This window comes from Bradyrhizobium sp. ORS 278 (assembly GCF_000026145.1).
GTDB lineage: Bacteria > Pseudomonadota > Alphaproteobacteria > Rhizobiales > Xanthobacteraceae > Bradyrhizobium.
Window position 1 is genome coordinate 3,453,213 of record NC_009445.1, and the last position, 16,544, is coordinate 3,469,756.

The window sequence follows — 16,544 nt, forward strand, 5'->3', positions numbered from 1 at the left end:
CAGGGCGATCCTCCGATGCCGACCCAAGCCCGCTCAACTCCCGAGGACGACGAACTCGAGGTCGCCGTGGACCAGGCGATTGCCGCCTGCGGTGGTGATCTCAGAGCCACCATTCGCGCGCTGATCGTTGCGAATGATTATCTGGAGACGGAAGTCGGCGAGCTGATGAAAGCGGTGTCGCACGCCTATACGCGGGGACGTTTCCACAGCTATTCCGGCTGACGGGACAGCGCGACTGGCATGCCTCGAAGAACGGCTTGATCTGACGCAAGGCGGGTTGCGCGCGGGCCATTTTGCTATAGACGAACCGGTCAAGCTCGCGGTCCGTTGCTGCGCCGCGTGCGGGGAGCCCGCCCAAAGGTATCAAGAAAAAACATGTTCAAGACCATTCTGATCGCAAACCGCGGCGAGATCGCCTGCCGGGTCATCAAGACCGCCCGCCGCATGGGTATCAAGACCGTGGCGGTCTATTCGGAAGCCGATCGCGATGCGCTGCATGTCGAGATGGCCGACGACGCCGTTCTGATCGGTCCCCCCGCCGCCGCCGAGAGCTATCTGCTGATCGACCGCATCGTCGAGGCCTGCAAGAAGACCGGCGCGCAAGCCGTGCATCCGGGCTACGGCTTCCTGTCAGAGCGCGAGGCGTTTCCGCGCGCGCTGCAGGAGAATGGCATCGTCTTCATCGGTCCCAATCCCGGCGCCATCGCCGCGATGGGCGACAAGATCGAATCGAAGAAGGCCGCCGCCAAGGCCAAGGTCTCCACCGTGCCCGGCTTCCTCGGGGTGATCGAGGACGACAAGCACGCCGTGCGCATCGCCGACGACATCGGCTATCCCGTCATGATCAAGGCCTCCGCCGGCGGCGGCGGCAAGGGCATGCGCATCGCGCATTCGACCGCCGAGGTGGCCGAGGGCTTCAACCTGGCCAAGGCCGAGGCGAAGGCCTCGTTCGGCGACGACCGCGTCTTCATCGAGAAGTTCATCACGGACCCGCGCCACATCGAGATCCAGGTGCTCGGCGACAAGCATGGCAACGTGATCTATCTCGGCGAGCGCGAATGCTCGATCCAGCGCCGCAACCAGAAGGTCATCGAGGAGGCGCCGTCGCCGCTGCTCGACGAGGAGACCCGGCGCGAGATGGGCGAGCAGGCGGTCGCGCTCGCCAAGGCCGTGAATTACGATTCCGCCGGCACGGTGGAGTTCGTCGCCGGCCAGGACAAGAGCTTCTACTTCCTGGAGATGAACACCCGCCTGCAGGTCGAGCATCCCGTCACCGAGCTCGTCACCGGCATCGACCTCGTCGAGCAGATGATCCGCGTCGCCGCCGGCGAGAAGCTGGCGCTTCAGCAGAAGGACGTCACGCTGACCGGCTGGGCGGTCGAGTCGCGTGTGTATGCGGAGGATCCGTTCCGCAACTTCCTGCCCTCGATCGGCCGTCTCGTGAAGTATCGCCCACCGGCCGAGAGCAGGGCCGATGGCATCACCGTGCGCAACGACACCGGCGTTCAGGAGGGCGGCGAGATCTCGATCTACTACGACCCCATGATCGCCAAGCTGGTCACGCACGCGCCGTCGCGCGCCGCCGCCATCGAGGCGCAGTCGACCGCGCTCGACGCGTTCTATGTCGACGGTATCCGCCACAACATCCCGTTCCTGTCGGCGCTGATGAACCATCCGCGCTGGCGCGAGGGAAGGCTGTCGACCGGGTTCATCGCCGAGGAGTTTCCCAAGGGCTTCGCCGCGCGTGCGCCGGAAGGCGAGATCGCGCGCCGTCTCGCGGCGGTGGGTGCTGCGATCGATCACGTGCTCGGCGAGCGCAAGCGGCAGATCTCGCAGCAGATGATCGGCCGCCCGGTGAAGCGCCAGGGCCGCCGTGCGGTATGGCTCGGGCGCGACGAGATCCTGCTAGACATCAGCAGGGACAATGGCGCGATCACGGTCCGCTTCCTGGCGGCTGATGGCAAGGTCGGCCCGGCGCATGCGCTGGTGTCCGACTGGAAGCCGGGCGATGCGGTGTGGCACGGCACCATCGACGGCTCCGAGATCGCGGTGCAGACCCGCCCGATTCCGAACGGCGTGCGGCTCGCGCATCAAGGCGTCGAGGCGCCGGTCTACGTCTACACCGAGTCCGAAGCCGCGGCGGCGCGGCTGATGCCGGTGGTCACGGCCGGCGACAGCGGCAAGAAGCTGCTGTGCCCGATGCCGGGGCTGGTGGTCTCGATTGCCGTCACCGAAGGGCAGGAGGTCAAGGCCGGCGAGACGCTGGCTGTGATCGAGGCCATGAAGATGCAGAACGTGCTGCGCGCCGAACAGGACGGGACGGTGAAGAAGGTTCACGCCTCGGCCGGGGCCACGCTGGCGGTCGACGCGCTCATCCTGGAGTTCGCGTAGTCAGTCCAACCGCCGTCATTGCGAGCGAAGCGACGCAATCCAGGGCTCGGCACGCCACTCTGGATTGCTTCGTCGCTTCGCTCCTCGCGATGCCGAGAGAGGAGCCCGGAATGACTTTCCGTCTGCGTCGGGAGGCGCTTCGCACGATCCTCACCAGCGATCGCTGCGTGAACCCCGGCTCCGTCTACGACGCGATCTCGATCCGCATCGCCGAGGATCTCGGCTTTCCGCTCGGCATGTTCGGCGGCTCGGCGGCGTCGCTGGCCATTCTCGGCGATCCCGACATCGCGCTGATCACGCTTACCGAGCTCGCCGAGCAGATGCGGCGGATGTCGCGCGCGGCGGTGCTGCCGGTGCTGGTCGATGCCGACCACGGCTACGGCAATGCGATGAACGTCCGCCGCACGGTGCAGGAGCTGGAGGCCGCCGGGGCCGCCGGCCTCACCATCGAGGACACGTCGCTGCCGCAGGCCTATGGCGCGGCCAAGCCGCAGCTGATCTCGTTGGATGAAGGCGTCGGCAAGGTGAAGGCCGCGCTCGATGGCCGCGGCGATTCCTCGCTGGTGATCCTCGGGCGCACTGGCGCTGTCTCGATCACCTCGCTCGACGACGCGATTGCTCGCGCCAGGGTCTATGAGACCTGCGGCGTCGACGGTCTTTTCTTCACCGGCATCACGACGCGCGATCAGCTCGATGCGATCGCGGCGGCGACGAACTTGCCGATCGTGCTGGGCGGTGCGCCGGAAGAGATGTCCGACCTCGGCTATCTCGCCTCGCGCCGCGTCCGGATCGCGCTGCAGGGACATGCGCCGATCGCAGCCGCGACGCAGGCGGTGTACGACACGCTGAAGGCGCTGCGTGATGGCGTGTCACCAAAACAGCTCAAGGGACTGCCGTCGGCCGAGCTGACGTCGCGCGTGATGCGTGAGGCCGACGTCAAGAAACGGCTGCGCGATTTTCTGGGGCTCGGATCGTGAGCGATCTGACCATGGTCCATGTCATCGTGCGCGGCCGCGTTCAGGGCGTCGGCTATCGAGCCTGGGTCGAGGATCAGGCCATTCTGAACGGCCTCGGAGGCTGGGTCCGCAACCGCACCGACCGCAGCGTCGAGGCCGTCTTCGCCGGCCCTGCCGATGACGTCGCCGTCATGGTCGCCGCCTGCCGAAACGGGCCGCCGGCTGCGCGCGTCGACAATGTCGCGGACACGCCGGCCACGGTCGATCAACTCGCGCTGCGCCGGCCCGGCGAAGAGTTCTCCGTCCTGCCGACGGTCTAGCTGCGGCGCTCACCGGGCTGAAATCACCAGCCCCTGGATCTGCCCCTCGACCGGTCCATCTCCGAAGCGTTGCCGGATCGCGTTCGCGGCCGCTTGCGTCACGGTGGCGAGGTCCGGCGTGCCCCGCGCCTCGATCTCGCCGCGCATCGGCGTACCCTGGCAGTAGGCAATGGCGGGCTCCTGCGCAGAGGCGGCGCGGCTGCGGTGAGGCAGCGTCTCGATGATGATATCGGAGAAGCCGGCGTCGCCCAGGTCGGCCCGGATCTTCACCGGATCGAAATAGCCATGCGGCGCGCGGGTGAAGAACTGGGGCGGGTTGTCTGAGAAGATCTGTTGCAGCGTCTCATGCACCACGTGGGCGAACTCGTTGTCCTCGATCCGGTCCCACACGTTAAAGACGAAGCGTCCGCCCGGCCTGAGCACGCGGCGCGCCTCGGCATAGCCCTTGACGCGATCCGGGAAGAACATCACGCCGAACTGGCACGCGACGACATCGAAGCTCGCATCGGCAAAGGGCAGGGCCAGCGCATCGGCCTGTTGGAAGCTGATGCGGTCAGCGCCGGCGAGATGGGTCCTCGCCTGCATCAGCATGGGTTCGTTGAGGTCGGTGGCCGTCATGCGCACCTCCGGCGGCAGCGCCGCATGAAGCGCCCGGGTCACGACGCCGGTTCCCGCCGCCGTCTCCAGCACCTGGCCAGGCTTTGCCTTCGCAATACGGCCTGCAAGATCATGTGCATAGGGCGTGAAGATCAGCGGAACCAGCAGCTCGTCGTAGATCTGCGGGATCGAACCGGTGAAGGCCTTGTCGGATGCCGTCATGGCTGGCTCCTGTTCCAGGTGTGGCGGAGAAACGTCAGGGCGGTGGTCGTCGGCGGACGAAGTCCGCGCCCTCATCTGCGTCTTGCCAATCGGGCCTGCGGTTCAGCTAGGCGTTCACTCTTGACATCTGCCTCCATCGGTCAGATATTTCTGTCATGACAGAAATTACAGGCAAAAAGAAGCTTCCTCCCGCCGTCGAGCGCTTCATCCTCAACTGGGGCGACATGGGTGACCAATGGGGCGTGAACCGCTCGGTCAGCCAGATCCATGGCCTGCTGTATCTCGCCGAGAAGCCGATGACCGCGGAGGACATCGCCGAGACGCTCGGGATGGCGCGCTCCAACGTCTCCAACTCGCTCAAGGAGCTGCTCGCCTGGGACCTGATCCGGCGCGTGCCGATCATGGGCGACCGCCGCGATCATTTCGAGGCGGAGACCGACATCTGGGAGGTCGCGCAGCGCATCGCCGCCGGCCGCAAGGAGCGCGAGATCGATCCGGCGATCGCCGCGCTGCGCGCCTGCGTCGCGGAGGCGACCGCCGATCCCGCGATCAGCGCGGTCGCGGCCAGGCGACTCAAGGACATGCTGGCGTTCACCGAACTGGTCGACCGCTGGTACGCGCAGATGCTGAGGGTGCCGCGGCCCCGTCTGGTCGCGCTGATCAAGCTCGGCGAGAAGATCGCAAATCTGCTGCCGTCGGGTCGATCCAGGTCCGGCAGCGATTAGGTCAGAGGAGGGCGCCATGGTGAGTCTACGACAACTCGGATCAACAACGCCCTCCAACGCCAGGCTGCACGACGATCACAGATTCCGGGCGCTGCTGTCGCCGGAGGATTGGGGCCGGCTGCCGGTCTCGATCTGGCGGCGCTTCTCCAAGCGGCTCGCCGATGGCGCGACCGTCGTCTATGTCGGCGAGGTCGATCAGGCCGAAATGAGTCGCGCCGGCTTCTGGTTTGCGCAGGCCGCGCGGCTGATCGGCGGGCCGCTGCCGACCACGGCGAATACCGACGTGCCGATGATCGTCGCGGTGACGGAAGATGCCGCAAGCGGCGGCCAGATCTGGACCCGCATCTGCGGCCGGCCGCAAGGCTTTCCGCAGGTGATCCATTCGGCCAAGCGCTTCGCCGGCCCGACCGGGCTGGAGGAATATCTCGGCTGGGGCCTCAGCATGAGCCTGCGCGTCTGCGTGAGCGATGGTGCGCTCGCCTTTCACAGTGCCGGCTACACGCTTGCAATCGCCGGCCGGCGCTGGCGGCTGCCGGCCTGGCTGACGCCGGGCGATCTCACCGTCACGCATTCCGATCTCGGCGGCGGTGCCTTCCGCTTCGCGCTCGAGATCGTCCATCCGCGCTTCGGCCGGATCATCCGCCAGAGCGCCACGTTCCGGGAGTCCGCACCATGACGCCGCTGCTCTGGTCCCTGATCGCCCTCCAGGTCGCGATGGGCGTGTTCGACACGTTCTATCACCACGAATTCACCGAGCGGCTCGCCTGGCGGCCGTCGCAGCGGGACGAGCTGAAGCTGCATGGCGCGCGCAATCTGCTCTATGCCGTGCTGTTTGCCGTGCTCGGCTGGTGTGAGCCGAACGGCCTGTTCGCGATAGCAGTCCTCGCGGTGCTTATCGCCGAGATCGCCATCACCCTGACCGACTTCGTCGAGGAGGACCTGACGCGCAAGCTGCCGCCGAGCGAACGCATCAATCATACGCTGCTCGCGATCAACTACGGCGCCATCCTGATGCTGCTGGTGCCCGTGCTGATCGCCTGGGCGATGCGGCCCTCCGCAATCGTTTTGGCTTATGCGGGCTGGCTGAGCTGGATTGCCGCCGCCGCTGCGGTGGGCGCGAGCCTGTGCGGCCTGCGCGACTTCACGGCCGCGGCGCGACTGGCGCGGATGTCGCAGCCCGATGCGAGCGGACTGGTCGGCGCGCTGCCGCCGGCGCAGACGATCCTCGTCACCGGCGCGACCGGGTTCATCGGCGCGCGTCTCGTCGCGAGCCTTACAGCGGCGGGCCATCATGTCATCGCGCTGGTGCGCGCTCCCGGCCGCGCCGCCGCATTGCCGCCGCCGCTCACCTTGATCACCGGCCTCGATCAGCTCGCCTCCGATACGCGCATCGACGCAATCGTCAATCTCGCCGGCGAGCCGATCGGCAACGCGCCCTGGACGGCGGCCAAGCGCGCCGCGATCCTGCAGTCGCGGCTCGCCACGACGGAAGCCGTCGTGGGCCTGATCGCGCGGCTCGATCGCAAGCCGAAGGTTCTGGTCAATGGCTCCGCCATCGGCTGGTATGGCCTGTGGCAGGACCAGCCGCTGACGGAGTCCGCGAAGTCGCATGCCTGCTTCAGCCACGACCTCTGCGAAGCCTGGGAGCAGGCGGCCCGAGGTGCGGAGGCGCATGGCGTGCGCGTGGCGCTGTTGCGGATCGGACTCGTCGTCGGCCGCGACGGCGGTTTCCTGGCGCGGATGCTGACGCCGTTCGAGTTCGGCCTCGGCGGGCCGCTCGGCTCCGGCGCGCAATGGATGTCGTGGATCGAGCGCGACGATCTCATCCGCCTGATCGCGCATGTCATCGCGACCGACGCGATGGGCGGCCCCATTAACGCGACGGCGCCGCTGCCGGTGCGCAATGTCACCTTCACCGCCGAACTCGCGCGTTGTTTGCGGCGTCCGGCCATCCTGCGGGTGCCGGCGGGGCTGCTGCGCCGGATCGGCGGCGACTTTGCCGAGGAACTGCTGCTCGGCGGCCAGCGTGTGGTGCCGAACAAGGCGTTGTCGAGCGGCTTCGTGTTTCGTCATCAGAGCCTGCGCAGCGCGCTCGAATCGGTCCTGTGAGATGCGCGCGTCGGTCACCTCCGCTCGGCGCGGGCGATCGTCGCCGACGGCAGTTCGCCGAACGTGGCGCGGTAGTAGCGCGCGAAATGTCCGGCGTTGGCGAAGTTGCAGGCGGCCGCTGCCACCGCCACCGTCACGCTCGGATCTCCCGAGCGCAGCATCTCGTGCGCCCGGCGCAGGCGCACGGACTTGACGAAGGCCATCGGCGAATAGCCGCGCACGCGCTCGAAGACGCGAAAGATCGACCTGGCGCTGACACCCGCTTCATCCGCGAGGCGCTCGATCGTGATCGCCTCGTGCCAGTTGGCCTCGATGTAGTCCTCGAGCCGTTTGACCAGGCCGAAATCGGGCATCGGCGAGGGATCGATCAGCGCGTCGCGGAAACGGTGCCGGCTGGCGCAGAGAAAGGCCACGTGCACGGCGTCTTCGAGCTCGCGGTAGACCGCCGCCGGAAAGACCGCGTCCTGCTCGCTCAGCTGGGTGATGAGAAAATCGAGCAGCCGCTGCAGGCTGCGGGCCTGGGGGTCCGCTGCGGGGATGGCAGCTTCGATCGTGTAGTCGGTGCGCGGCTGCACGCCGACCAGCGCGGTCAACCGTTGTCGCAGTGCCTGCGGATCGAGCCGCAGGGTCAGCCGGCGATGTCCGCCCTGACACGCCATCTGCCAGGGCATGCCGGCCGGCGCGACCGCGAACTGGTGCTCATTGACGTCGGTCGCCTCGCCGCGGGCGCAGCTCACGGCGCGTCCTCTCAGGGAGATCTGCACGCGCAGGAAGTCGGCCGTCCGATGATCGGAGACCATGTCGCAGGTCGTGGTGCCGAAGGCGAGCCCTATGGTCTGCAGCTCGATCAGGTTGACGATGGCCTCGAAGCGTTCGGCATTGCGGAAATCGACGCGCTCCGCGCCGAGCTTACGGCTGGCGAGATCGCGCAGCACCTCGGCGCTCGAGGTTCGGATCAGGGCGTGGCGATGCAACGGTTCGAGGCCGATGTCGCCCGTCATTGCCGGGCTCGGCCGTGGTGCAGCACTGACGGTGTCAGCTGCGGTCAAGAGACGGTTCAAGCCGCGGCTCCTGAGCTCCGAAATTAACCTATGCTACCTGACGTTCGCTCCGCGTCAATTAATTCGATGTCGCAGCGCTTCGGAATGCCGCCGCCAGCGCGCGCAAGGCGGCGCGCTTCTCCGTGTCACCGACCTTGGCGTGCAGGATCACCCTCGATCGCCCCAGCTTCGGCAGCCCGAGCGTTGGTCCGACGTCGAGCAGCCCTCCCGGCGCGATCCGGCGTGCCAGCGGCGCGACGGCGAGGCCGGCCTGCGCGGCAGCCACGACGGCTGCAACACCGCCGCCGACGAATGCCTCGACAAAAGGCAATTTGAGCTTGTCGAGGGCGCGGACCGCAATCGCGCGCACGCCGCAGGGCGCGGCCAGCGTGGCAAGAGGCAAGGGGGCGCCGGCCGGCGCCCGAAATCGCGGGCTCGCAAACCAGGCGAATTCGTCATCGGCCAGGGTCTCCCCGCCACGGCGGGAGGCCTCCTGGCGAATGATGATCGCATCGAGCGTGCCCGCATCGTAGCTGTCGAGCAGGTCGCGGGAAAAGCCGATGCTGACTGACAGGCTCAGCCGGGTGACGATGGCCTGAAACTGCTGCAGCATCGGCACCAGCTCGGGGCCGGCGGCATGATCGCTGATGCCGAGCGACAATCGCGGCCTCTCGCTGGAACCGCCTGCCAGCGCAGCATCGTGCGCGGCGACAAGCGTGCGGGCGTTGTCGACGAAGGCCGCGCCATCGGCGGTCAGCTGGACGGCCCGCGGCGAGCGCTCCAGCAGGCGCTTGCCGAGTGCCGTTTCCAGCCGCTGCAGCTTCAGGCTGACCGCGGCCTGCGTCGTGCCCAGCGCTTCGGCCGAGCGTGTGAAGCTCTTGAGATCGCAGACCAGCAGGAAGGCGCGAACGGCCGAAACGTCGAGAGTCGGGGTCATCTCTAATATTCGGTTCGCTTATCATTGATATCAGACGCAATAGCATACAGAAATGATGCGGCGGGGACTAGGTTGGTGGTGCACGCGGCGTCGCCGCCTCCACAGGATGAACACCATGCCCCTCATCTCGATCAACTATGCCAGCCAGCGCCGCTCGCCGTCGCTGAAGAAGGACATCGCCGAGACCGTCACCGCGCTGACGGCGCGCATCCTCGGCAAGGACCCCAAGGTCACCGCCGTCATCGTCGCCGAAGCCGATCCGGCCAACTGGTTTGCCGGCGGCGCCTCGCTGGCCGAGCAGGGGCTCGCCAGCTATTGGATCGACGTCCATGTCACCGAGGGCACCAACACCAAGGACGAGAAGGCGGCCTATCTCACCGCGGTGTTCGCGGCGATGACCGAACTGATCGGACCGCTGCATCACGAGACCTATCTGCATGTCGACGAGGTCAAGGCGGATGCCTATGGCTTCGGCGGCCTCAGCCAGGAGCGTCGATATATTGCCGCCAGGCTCGACGTGCCCCTGCAGCGCGGCGCCGCCTGACTTCATGCGGTTTCCGGCAGGATCGCACGGGTCGCGCCGAACACGCTCTCGAACGCCTGCCGGAGCGCCACATCGACATCGGCCATGGTCACGGGCAGGCCGAGATCGACCAGGCTGGTGACGCCGTAGCGCGGATCGGTCACGCCGCAGGGCACGATCGCCTGGAAGTGCGACAGGTCCGGCTCGACATTGATGGCGATGCCGTGAAACGTCACCCAGCGTTTGAGCCTCACGCCGATCGCGGCGATCTTGTCTTCATGGCCTTCGCCCTTGTCGGGCCGTTTCACCCAGACGCCGACGCGGTCCTCCCGCCGCTCGCCGCGCACGTTGAACGCGTCGAGCGTGCGAATGATGGTCTCCTCCAGCGCCGCGACATAGGCCCGCACGTCGGGCCGGCGACGCTTGAGGTCGAGCATGACATAGGCCACGCGCTGGCCGGGGCCGTGATAGGTGACCTGGCCGCCGCGCCCGGTGGCGATGAAAGGGAAGCGCGGATCGCGCAGATCCTCGGGCTTGCCCGAGGTGCCGGAGGTGTAGACCGGCGGATGCTCGAGCAGCCAGACCAGCTCCTCGGCCTGATGGGCCGCGATGGCCGCAGCACGGGCCTCCATGAACGCCGTCGCCTCGGCATAGTCGACCAGCGCATCGGAGATGCGCCACGCCGCCACATTGCCCGGAGGGCCGGCGAAGGGGGTGAGGTCGAGCGTTTCGCGGCCGTTAACCATTGGCTAACCACAACATGGTGATGTCTGGGGTAACGGAATCCAGTGACTTCGGTGCTCCCGCAGTGTCAACCCTCGATAAAGTGACAGTCGACCTGATGGTCGTTCTCGGCACCTGCTCCATGCCCATCCACCAGGTTCTGCGGCTGTCCCGCGGCGCCATCATCGAGCTGGACGCCACCGAGGCCGACGACGTCAAGGTGCTGGCCAACAACCTGCCGATCGCCAACGGCGTGGTGCTGGTCGACCGCAATCGCATCGCGGTCGAGGTCAAGCAGATGCTGCCGCGCTCGCCGACGCCGACCACGCGGTAGCGTCCGGGGCGGCTGCGAAAACCATCCACAATCCGGTATTTTAGGGCAGGGCGGGCCTTGTCCCCCCGACATCGATTTGATACACGGGCGCCACTGATCCGGTGCCGTCCGTTTCCAGGCTCCGGCTTCTCCTTCGCGCTCGTGGCGGAATTGGTAGACGCGCTGCCTTGAGGTGGCAGTGGGTAACACCGTGGGGGTTCGAGTCCCTCCGAGCGCACCAAGCCCAAAATCTAGCTTTGATATTGCTGCGCTTTTCGCGCTGCTGCACCCACCTCGCACAAGGGTGGGTGCATAGCCTGTTCACTTTTCGAGCTTCCCCATCGCCTGGGCGGCCAGCCGCTTGCGGTCCGCGGCGCGGGTGTAGAGTTCGGCTTCCTTGATGTCCACCCACCTAAAGATGGCCATCAGCTCGTGCGCGGTGGCGCCGTTGTCGGCCGCGCGCGTTGCTGCTGCCTTGCGCAGGCCATGGGCCGACTTGTCGCGCACGCCGGCTGCGACGCAAGCATCCTTGAATGCGTTACCGAGCGACTCCTTGGCGAAGGGCCGGCCGGACTTCGTCGCGTTCCAGGCGAGGTCGCCGACCGGTCCGGCCTCGAGCGTCCGCTTGAGGACGTCCAGCAGCGGGATGTGAACCCACTGGCCGGCCTTCTCTGTCTGCAGCGAGATCACCCCGTTCCTGACGTGCTGCTTGCCGACCACGGCCGCGTCACCGCGGCGCAGACCCGTGTACATGTAGTCATCGAGCATCACCCGCTCTCGGGTGCCAATCGGCCAGCGCTTCTCGTATAGCTCGACGTCGTCCAGCGACCATTTCTTAAAGCCGCCGGTCTTCGGCCGTTTCGGCAGCTCGGCGCCGTCGCAGGGGTTTTCGCTGACGATCTTCGCCCGCTTCAACCAGGCGAAAAACTGGTTCATGGTCTGCAAGAAGTTCTTGGCCTGAGAAGGCGTCTTGGCGCGGCGGTCGATGCCGTCGGCGATTGCAGCTGCGTCGATGTCGGACAGCGGAGTGCTGGCGGCTGTTTTTAGAACATGCTTCATGATGTTCTCGCGCTGCCGCCGCGTTGCCTGGCTGAGGCCGCTCTGCCACGCTCCGGACTGCCGGTAGAGCATCCAGGCCCATTCCAGAGTGCCCTTGGGCGCCTTGATCTCCGGCGTCGGCTTGGCGGCGCCACCGGTCACCGCCGCGTCGTAGGCGGCCATAAACTCGGCCGAGCCGTATTCCCCCCTGATCCGGGTCTTCGGTGCACCGCGGCGCATCTGGTCAAACCAATAGACCTTGCCGTGGCGGCTGACGCCGCGCTGCAGATGCGGTGGTCTCGGGCGGGGCATGTCGGCCATCAGAGCACCACGGGACGCTCGTCCTCAACCCCTTCCGGCTCGGCAACGGTGGATTCGGGTGACACAGGAGCACCCGGATCGTGCCGTCTGGCTTGATCTCGACCACGCCGGCGCCGGCCTGCTTTGCTGCCTTGATGACGCGGTGCACGTCGGCCTGGGTGACGGTGGCGGGGCGGCGGCTCATTCGGCCGCTCGCTGGACGATGGACGCGCGCGCCGGCATACGGAAGAGGATGTCGAATTGCGGCGTGGCCTGGACGAGGTTGACCCGGCCGGTGGCGCAGATGGTCGGCGATGGCTCCCCGATGTCGTGCACACGCGGATCCTGGCCCTCGCGCTCGCCGAAGGCCGCGGTGATAAACGCCAGCTCGCCGCGGTTCGCGGTGGTCAGCGTCGGCAATGGGTCGGCGACGTCGCGCGCGCGATTCGATCCGTCGGCGTGGGTGACCGGCACCACTATTCCGAACCGCCCCTTCGAGGTGACCGTCGGCAGCGGCTCGGACGCGCTCTGTCAGGTCTCGCCAGATCCGGAGCCGTAGTAGGGCGAGATCAGGCAATACGAGTGCTTGGCCACCTGGGTCGGAGTCGGCTCGTCGACCGAGCGCGGGGCTCCCTCGGCATGGCGGGAGAAGACGAACGGCTCCGCGATATAGAGATGGCCGGCGTGCGCTGTCTGCGTCGGCAGGGGCGACTCAATTTCGGTGCCGTCGACTGGCCCTTTAGGTTGACGACCAACGGCTCGACCACGTAGCCGCCGCCGTCGCAGTTCGCGGTGGGAGCGGGCTCGTCGATCGAATGAGCGCGCGTCTCGCCGTAGCCGTCCCCGTGGCGATTCAGGAGGAACGGCTCTGCCAGCCCGATATGCGTTCCGTTCGCCGCGATGGTCGGGATAGGCTGGTCGACCCCGTGCGCCGCCATGTGGTTGCGCAGCGTGACGATGAAGGGCTCAGGCCAGCCGAACTTGACGGCGCCGGCATGGATGCGCGCCAGCGTCGCAGGGGCGAGCGGCTTCTTCCGGTCATAGATCGAGCGGCCCTTGATCTTCCAGTCGATGATGTCGCGCGCCGGGCGCCACGGCTTCATGTCGCCGAACAACGAGAGGTTGCCGCTCGCCGGCACGCGGGCATGGGTCGGCATCGGCCACAGCACGCGCTTGCGGTCGCTCCTCGCCATGAGGATGAAGCGTATGTCCTCGGACCATTGCGGATCGTCCGGCTCGGACGCCACACAGATCAGGCGCTCGATGCCGGACTGAATGATCGCGCGAGCGCAATCGCTGCACGGAAACCATGAGAGATAGATCGTGCAGCCGAGTGTGCTGACGCCACGCGCGGCAGCTTTATAGATGGCGTTGCGCTCGGCATGCTCGGTCCACTTGTTTTTCAGCGGGCGCACATGGCAAGCCTCGACATTTTCGTTCACGCGGCGGGGAAAGCCCTTCCAGCCCATTTGCACTAAAACGTCGTTGCGATCGACTATCACGCAACCGATCTTGCGGCTGCGATCCTTGCTCTGCGTGGCGGCAGCGGCGGCCTGATCCATCCAAAAAGCAGCGCGTTTGGCCACCACGCGACATCCAAGGTTGGGACGGTGCCGGTGGCGCGGACCCTGCGCACACCGGCGATCACGTTGTCGAGCCGCATGGTGATCTCGACTACGCGAAAGCGCGCGTTGGGCAACGCGAAGGACACGGAGCCCGCGTCGGGCTTCGCGCCGCGTGAGACGGCGGCAACGATCATCTTGTTATCCGGCGTGCAAAATTTGCACGCCGATACGGGGTCAATTGCACGCTGGATAACAGCCTCAACGAAAACGCGGATTTGCCGCATCCGGTGGTCCCTGCACGACGACAAGGTCTAGGAACTTTTTGGGATCCGAGAACAACTCGATGACGGTGTCGATCAGGTTATGCCGACCGCCGTTTGTCTCGTCATCTCGGAAAGGATCGCGCTGTCTGCTTTGATCGACAATCTCCGACCAGCTGAGTCGACCACAGTCCGTCTCAGCATAGATGTCACTTAGCGAAAAAGGCTCGCGACCCCAGACCAGGGCATCGGCGAACTGCCAGCGCAACCACGCGTGGTGAGCAGCTAGATAGTTCTCGGCACTTGGCTTCGCCGCGCGAAGTCCCTTCAAGCGTGATAATACATCGCGATCGAGGTCCTCAGAACGAGTGACTGCTTGAAGATCATCTAGAATTCCAGCCGAGTCGACGAGTCCAGCCACACAAGCGGGAATGACTGGTAGTCCTCCAGCGCCGAGTGCGGGCGCGCTCGTTCTGGAGCCAAGGTGCAGCTGAAGATGTCTCGCCTTCGGAGAGCCGGCAACGGTCGCGCCGCCGGGCCGTGGCCGCTGAGCTGCGTGGATTGCCGGTCCGGTCGCCACGTGTATAAGTCGGCTCCGTCCTGCGTCGCCGCGGACGCACATCCGATGGCAGGCCATGCTCCGTCCCGACGACACGACATCCGACGACACGATCTTGAATAACACGGCACCGCCGCAGGCGCCGCGCCGTGGCGCGGTCGCCTTCATCTTCGTCACCATCCTGCTCGACATGCTCGCGCTCGGGCTGATCATGCCGATCCTGCCGAAGCTGATCGAGGGCTTCGTCGGCAACGACACGGCGCAGGCCGCGCGGATCTTCGGGCTGTTCGGGACGGCCTGGGCGTTGATGCAGTTGGTGTTCTCGCCGGTGCTCGGCAGCCTGTCCGACCGGTTCGGGCGGCGGCCCGTCATCCTGCTGTCGAATTTCGGCCTCGCCGCCGACTACGTGCTGATGGCGCTGGCGCCGTCGCTCGCCTGGCTGTTCCTCGGGCGGCTGATTTCCGGCGTCACCTCAGCCAGCATCTCCACGGCGTTTGCCTACATCTCCGATCTCACGCCGCCGGACCGCCGGGCCGCCGTGTTCGGCCGCATCGGGGCGGCGTTCGGCGCCGGCTTCGTGCTCGGTCCCGCGACTGGCGGTCTGCTCGGCGACATCGATCCGCGGCTGCCGTTCTGGGCGGCGGCCGGGCTGAGCTTCGCCAATGCGCTCTATGGCCTGCTGGTGCTGCCGGAATCGCTGCCGGCCGAACGTCGCAGCGCGTTCCGCTGGCGCGCGGCGAACCCGCTGGGGGCGCTGCGCTTGCTGCGCTCGGAGCGGACATTGGCGGGCTTGTCGCTGGTCAACTTCATCACCCAGCTCGCCCATGTGGTGCTGCCGTCGACCTTCGTGCTGTACGCGACCTATCGCTATGGGTGGGACACGCGCACGGTCGGCCTGACGCTCGCGATCGTCGGCGTCTGCGCAATGGTGGTGCAGGGCGGCGCCGTCGGCTTCATCGTGCGCAGGCTCGGCGAGCGCGGCGCGCTGATGCTCGGATTGTCCGCGGGCACGGTCGGGTTCCTGATCTTCGGCCTGGCGCCAACGGGGATGCTGAGCTGGACGGGCATTCCCGCGATGGCGCTGTGGGGCGTGTCGGGTGCGGCGATCCAGGCGTTGATGACGCGGCTGGTTCCGCCGGACCGGCAAGGCCAGCTGCAGGGCGCGACGTCGAGCGTGCAGAGCATGGCGCAACTCGCGGGGCCGTTCCTGTTCACGCTGACGTTTGCGTATTTCATCGGCGCCGGCGCGCCGCTGCATCTGCCGGGCGCGCCGTTCCTGCTGGCCTCGGCGCTGCTGATCGTGGCGCTCGTCATCGCGGTGCGGGCGCTGCGCGCGGAGGAAAGAAAGTCATGATGACGGCAGCGCGCGCAAACCGTGCTGCACAGTCGACTGTGAGCACGCGTGGACGAAGAGCGCACCTTCGTTTCCGCCTGCCGCATCTTCACGATCCAAGTCCACGGCGGCTCCCGGCCTGGTGATTTGGAAAGTGCTCAACGTGAGTTTCGGCGGTGCGTCCGACATACAGGGCGCGACGGCCCGAGAACGACACGATGTAACCAGCGCAGCCCGCCGAAACCGCTTTCTCGCAGAAGCCTCTGTAAGTGTAGCAAGGGACCTGTTGCTGCGTTTCCCGGATGGCGGCCTGCATGCGCGATGTGTCGAACGCGGGTGTGATCGGCGTATGGATCCGGTGGACCGGCAGCTCGATGCTGTCTCCGTCGGCCAAGTAATAGGTCGCGGTCGCGCGCCTGAAGTCGATCGCATAGCTCTCGAATCCGGCTTTCATCAACGTGCCAACGATCTGCGGAAAGCTCATGGTATTTCCCGAGAGGCGGGATCTACGAGTCTGTGTCTTCACATTCCCGACGAGCGCAAGCCGGAGCCGCACGCAACATCCCGGGGTCTCACGAGCTGTCGTCGATAAACCGGGGCATCGCTCGCGCCGACGCCCGGGGAGGCGTCGGC

The 16,544-nt window shown here is 66.7% G+C and carries 19 protein-coding genes and 1 tRNA gene; 11 read left to right on the plus strand and 9 right to left on the minus strand.

Annotation, left to right across the window (positions count from 1 at the left end):
- Positions 1-15: 15 nt before the first annotated feature.
- The 4 genes from BRADO_RS15225 to BRADO_RS15240 all read left to right on the plus strand — a co-directional run bounded on the left by BRADO_RS15225 (position 16) and on the right by BRADO_RS15240 (position 3,667).
- A complete protein-coding gene (locus tag BRADO_RS15225; RefSeq protein WP_011926205.1) occupies positions 16-222 on the plus strand; it encodes a hypothetical protein in 207 nt (68 codons plus the stop codon).
- 153 nt (positions 223-375) lie between these two features.
- Positions 376-2,391, plus strand: coding sequence for an acetyl/propionyl/methylcrotonyl-CoA carboxylase subunit alpha (locus BRADO_RS15230; RefSeq protein ID WP_041756547.1), 2,016 nt, complete (start codon positions 376-378; stop codon positions 2,389-2,391).
- Between the two features lie 110 nt (positions 2,392-2,501).
- Positions 2,502-3,368, plus strand: a complete 867-nt coding sequence (locus BRADO_RS15235) for an oxaloacetate decarboxylase (RefSeq protein ID WP_011926207.1) — start codon at positions 2,502-2,504, stop codon at positions 3,366-3,368.
- Between the two features lie 11 nt (positions 3,369-3,379).
- Complete coding sequence (locus BRADO_RS15240; protein WP_011926208.1) at positions 3,380-3,667, plus strand: acylphosphatase; 288 nt, start codon at positions 3,380-3,382, stop codon at positions 3,665-3,667.
- A gap of 9 nt (positions 3,668-3,676) precedes the next feature.
- Here BRADO_RS15240 and BRADO_RS15245 read toward each other — a convergent pair whose 3' ends face one another.
- The gene (locus tag BRADO_RS15245; protein WP_011926209.1) at positions 3,677-4,486 is read right to left on the minus strand and encodes a class I SAM-dependent methyltransferase; all 810 of its coding nucleotides are present in this window, start codon (positions 4,484-4,486) and stop codon (positions 3,677-3,679) included.
- A 155-nt stretch (positions 4,487-4,641) separates the two neighbouring features.
- On the opposite strand from BRADO_RS15245, the gene BRADO_RS15250 reads away from it, so the two are divergent.
- The 3 genes from BRADO_RS15250 to BRADO_RS15260 are packed head-to-tail and all read left to right on the plus strand — an operon-like array spanning position 4,642 to position 7,320.
- Positions 4,642-5,211 (plus strand): GbsR/MarR family transcriptional regulator, encoded by a 570-nt coding sequence (locus BRADO_RS15250; protein WP_011926210.1) that lies wholly within the window; start codon positions 4,642-4,644, stop codon positions 5,209-5,211.
- Between the two features lie 16 nt (positions 5,212-5,227).
- Positions 5,228-5,887: a DUF4166 domain-containing protein gene (locus tag BRADO_RS15255; protein ID WP_011926211.1), complete on the plus strand. Its 660-nt coding sequence runs from the start codon at positions 5,228-5,230 to the stop codon at positions 5,885-5,887.
- Positions 5,884-7,320, plus strand: a complete 1,437-nt coding sequence (locus BRADO_RS15260; RefSeq protein ID WP_011926212.1) for a TIGR01777 family oxidoreductase — start codon at positions 5,884-5,886, stop codon at positions 7,318-7,320. The genes BRADO_RS15255 and BRADO_RS15260 overlap by 4 nt, the downstream gene beginning before the upstream one ends.
- A 14-nt stretch (positions 7,321-7,334) precedes the next feature.
- Here BRADO_RS15260 and BRADO_RS15265 read toward each other — a convergent pair whose 3' ends face one another.
- Positions 7,335-8,321, minus strand: coding sequence for an AraC family transcriptional regulator (locus tag BRADO_RS15265; RefSeq protein ID WP_011926213.1), 987 nt, complete (start codon positions 8,319-8,321; stop codon positions 7,335-7,337).
- Positions 8,322-8,439: 118 nt separating this feature from the next.
- Entirely contained in the window at positions 8,440-9,297 is an 858-nt protein-coding gene (locus BRADO_RS15270; protein WP_011926214.1) for a LysR family transcriptional regulator, read from the minus strand.
- 115 nt (positions 9,298-9,412) lie between these two features.
- Here BRADO_RS15270 and BRADO_RS15275 point away from each other — a divergent pair, with 115 nt between their 5' ends.
- On the plus strand, positions 9,413-9,841 hold the full coding sequence (locus BRADO_RS15275; protein WP_011926215.1) for a 4-oxalocrotonate tautomerase family protein: 429 nt from the start codon (positions 9,413-9,415) through the stop codon (positions 9,839-9,841).
- A gap of 2 nt (positions 9,842-9,843) precedes the next feature.
- On the opposite strand, the gene lipB is transcribed toward BRADO_RS15275, so the two are convergent.
- Positions 9,844-10,566 carry a lipoyl(octanoyl) transferase LipB gene (gene lipB / locus BRADO_RS15280; protein ID WP_011926216.1) on the minus strand — a complete coding sequence of 241 codons (723 nt, stop codon included), beginning with the start codon at positions 10,564-10,566 and terminating at the stop codon, positions 9,844-9,846.
- A 20-nt stretch (positions 10,567-10,586) separates the two neighbouring features.
- Here lipB and BRADO_RS15285 point away from each other — a divergent pair, with 20 nt between their 5' ends.
- Positions 10,587-10,877, plus strand: coding sequence for a FliM/FliN family flagellar motor switch protein (locus tag BRADO_RS15285; protein WP_371259359.1), 291 nt, complete (start codon positions 10,587-10,589; stop codon positions 10,875-10,877).
- Positions 10,878-11,012: 135 nt separating this feature from the next.
- Positions 11,013-11,097, plus strand: a tRNA-Leu gene (locus tag BRADO_RS15290).
- Positions 11,098-11,177: 80 nt separating this feature from the next.
- Here the strand turns inward: BRADO_RS15290 and BRADO_RS15295 are convergent.
- From BRADO_RS15295 to BRADO_RS35010, 4 genes are all read right to left on the minus strand, one after another.
- Positions 11,178-12,215: a tyrosine-type recombinase/integrase gene (locus tag BRADO_RS15295; protein WP_011926217.1), complete on the minus strand. Its 1,038-nt coding sequence runs from the start codon at positions 12,213-12,215 to the stop codon at positions 11,178-11,180.
- A 180-nt stretch (positions 12,216-12,395) separates the two neighbouring features.
- A complete protein-coding gene (locus BRADO_RS35625; protein WP_197535383.1) occupies positions 12,396-12,668 on the minus strand; it encodes a hypothetical protein in 273 nt (90 codons plus the stop codon).
- Positions 12,669-12,763: 95 nt separating this feature from the next.
- Entirely contained in the window at positions 12,764-13,780 is a 1,017-nt protein-coding gene (locus BRADO_RS35760) for a deaminase (protein WP_083794887.1), read from the minus strand.
- 237 nt (positions 13,781-14,017) lie between these two features.
- Complete coding sequence (locus tag BRADO_RS35010) at positions 14,018-14,350, minus strand: hypothetical protein (RefSeq protein WP_011926222.1); 333 nt, start codon at positions 14,348-14,350, stop codon at positions 14,018-14,020.
- A gap of 304 nt (positions 14,351-14,654) precedes the next feature.
- Between BRADO_RS35010 and BRADO_RS15315 the strand changes: the two genes are divergently transcribed.
- Entirely contained in the window at positions 14,655-15,932 is a 1,278-nt protein-coding gene (locus tag BRADO_RS15315) for a TCR/Tet family MFS transporter (RefSeq protein ID WP_011926223.1), read from the plus strand.
- Between the two features lie 88 nt (positions 15,933-16,020).
- On the opposite strand, the gene BRADO_RS15320 is transcribed toward BRADO_RS15315, so the two are convergent.
- Positions 16,021-16,395 (minus strand): DUF1398 domain-containing protein, encoded by a 375-nt coding sequence (locus BRADO_RS15320; protein ID WP_011926224.1) that lies wholly within the window; start codon positions 16,393-16,395, stop codon positions 16,021-16,023.
- Positions 16,396-16,544: the final 149 nt, after the last annotated feature.

Coding starts and splice junctions, on each gene's coding strand:
- BRADO_RS15225 (WP_011926205.1), top strand. CDS start 16: ATGCCGACCCAAGCCCGCTCAACTCCCGAGGACGACGAACTCGAGGTC.
- BRADO_RS15230 (WP_041756547.1), top strand. CDS start 376: ATGTTCAAGACCATTCTGATCGCAAACCGCGGCGAGATCGCCTGCCGG.
- BRADO_RS15235 (WP_011926207.1), top strand. CDS start 2,502: ATGACTTTCCGTCTGCGTCGGGAGGCGCTTCGCACGATCCTCACCAGC.
- BRADO_RS15240 (WP_011926208.1), top strand. CDS start 3,380: ATGGTCCATGTCATCGTGCGCGGCCGCGTTCAGGGCGTCGGCTATCGA.
- BRADO_RS15245 (WP_011926209.1), bottom strand. CDS start 4,486: ATGACGGCATCCGACAAGGCCTTCACCGGTTCGATCCCGCAGATCTAC.
- BRADO_RS15250 (WP_011926210.1), top strand. CDS start 4,642: ATGACAGAAATTACAGGCAAAAAGAAGCTTCCTCCCGCCGTCGAGCGC.
- BRADO_RS15255 (WP_011926211.1), top strand. CDS start 5,228: ATGGTGAGTCTACGACAACTCGGATCAACAACGCCCTCCAACGCCAGG.
- BRADO_RS15260 (WP_011926212.1), top strand. CDS start 5,884: ATGACGCCGCTGCTCTGGTCCCTGATCGCCCTCCAGGTCGCGATGGGC.
- BRADO_RS15265 (WP_011926213.1), bottom strand. CDS start 8,321: ATGACGGGCGACATCGGCCTCGAACCGTTGCATCGCCACGCCCTGATC.
- BRADO_RS15270 (WP_011926214.1), bottom strand. CDS start 9,297: ATGACCCCGACTCTCGACGTTTCGGCCGTTCGCGCCTTCCTGCTGGTC.
- BRADO_RS15275 (WP_011926215.1), top strand. CDS start 9,413: ATGCCCCTCATCTCGATCAACTATGCCAGCCAGCGCCGCTCGCCGTCG.
- lipB (WP_011926216.1), bottom strand. CDS start 10,566: ATGGTTAACGGCCGCGAAACGCTCGACCTCACCCCCTTCGCCGGCCCT.
- BRADO_RS15285 (WP_371259359.1), top strand. CDS start 10,587: ATGTCTGGGGTAACGGAATCCAGTGACTTCGGTGCTCCCGCAGTGTCA.
- BRADO_RS15295 (WP_011926217.1), bottom strand. CDS start 12,215: ATGGCCGACATGCCCCGCCCGAGACCACCGCATCTGCAGCGCGGCGTC.
- BRADO_RS15315 (WP_011926223.1), top strand. CDS start 14,655: ATGCTCCGTCCCGACGACACGACATCCGACGACACGATCTTGAATAAC.
- BRADO_RS15320 (WP_011926224.1), bottom strand. CDS start 16,395: ATGAGCTTTCCGCAGATCGTTGGCACGTTGATGAAAGCCGGATTCGAG.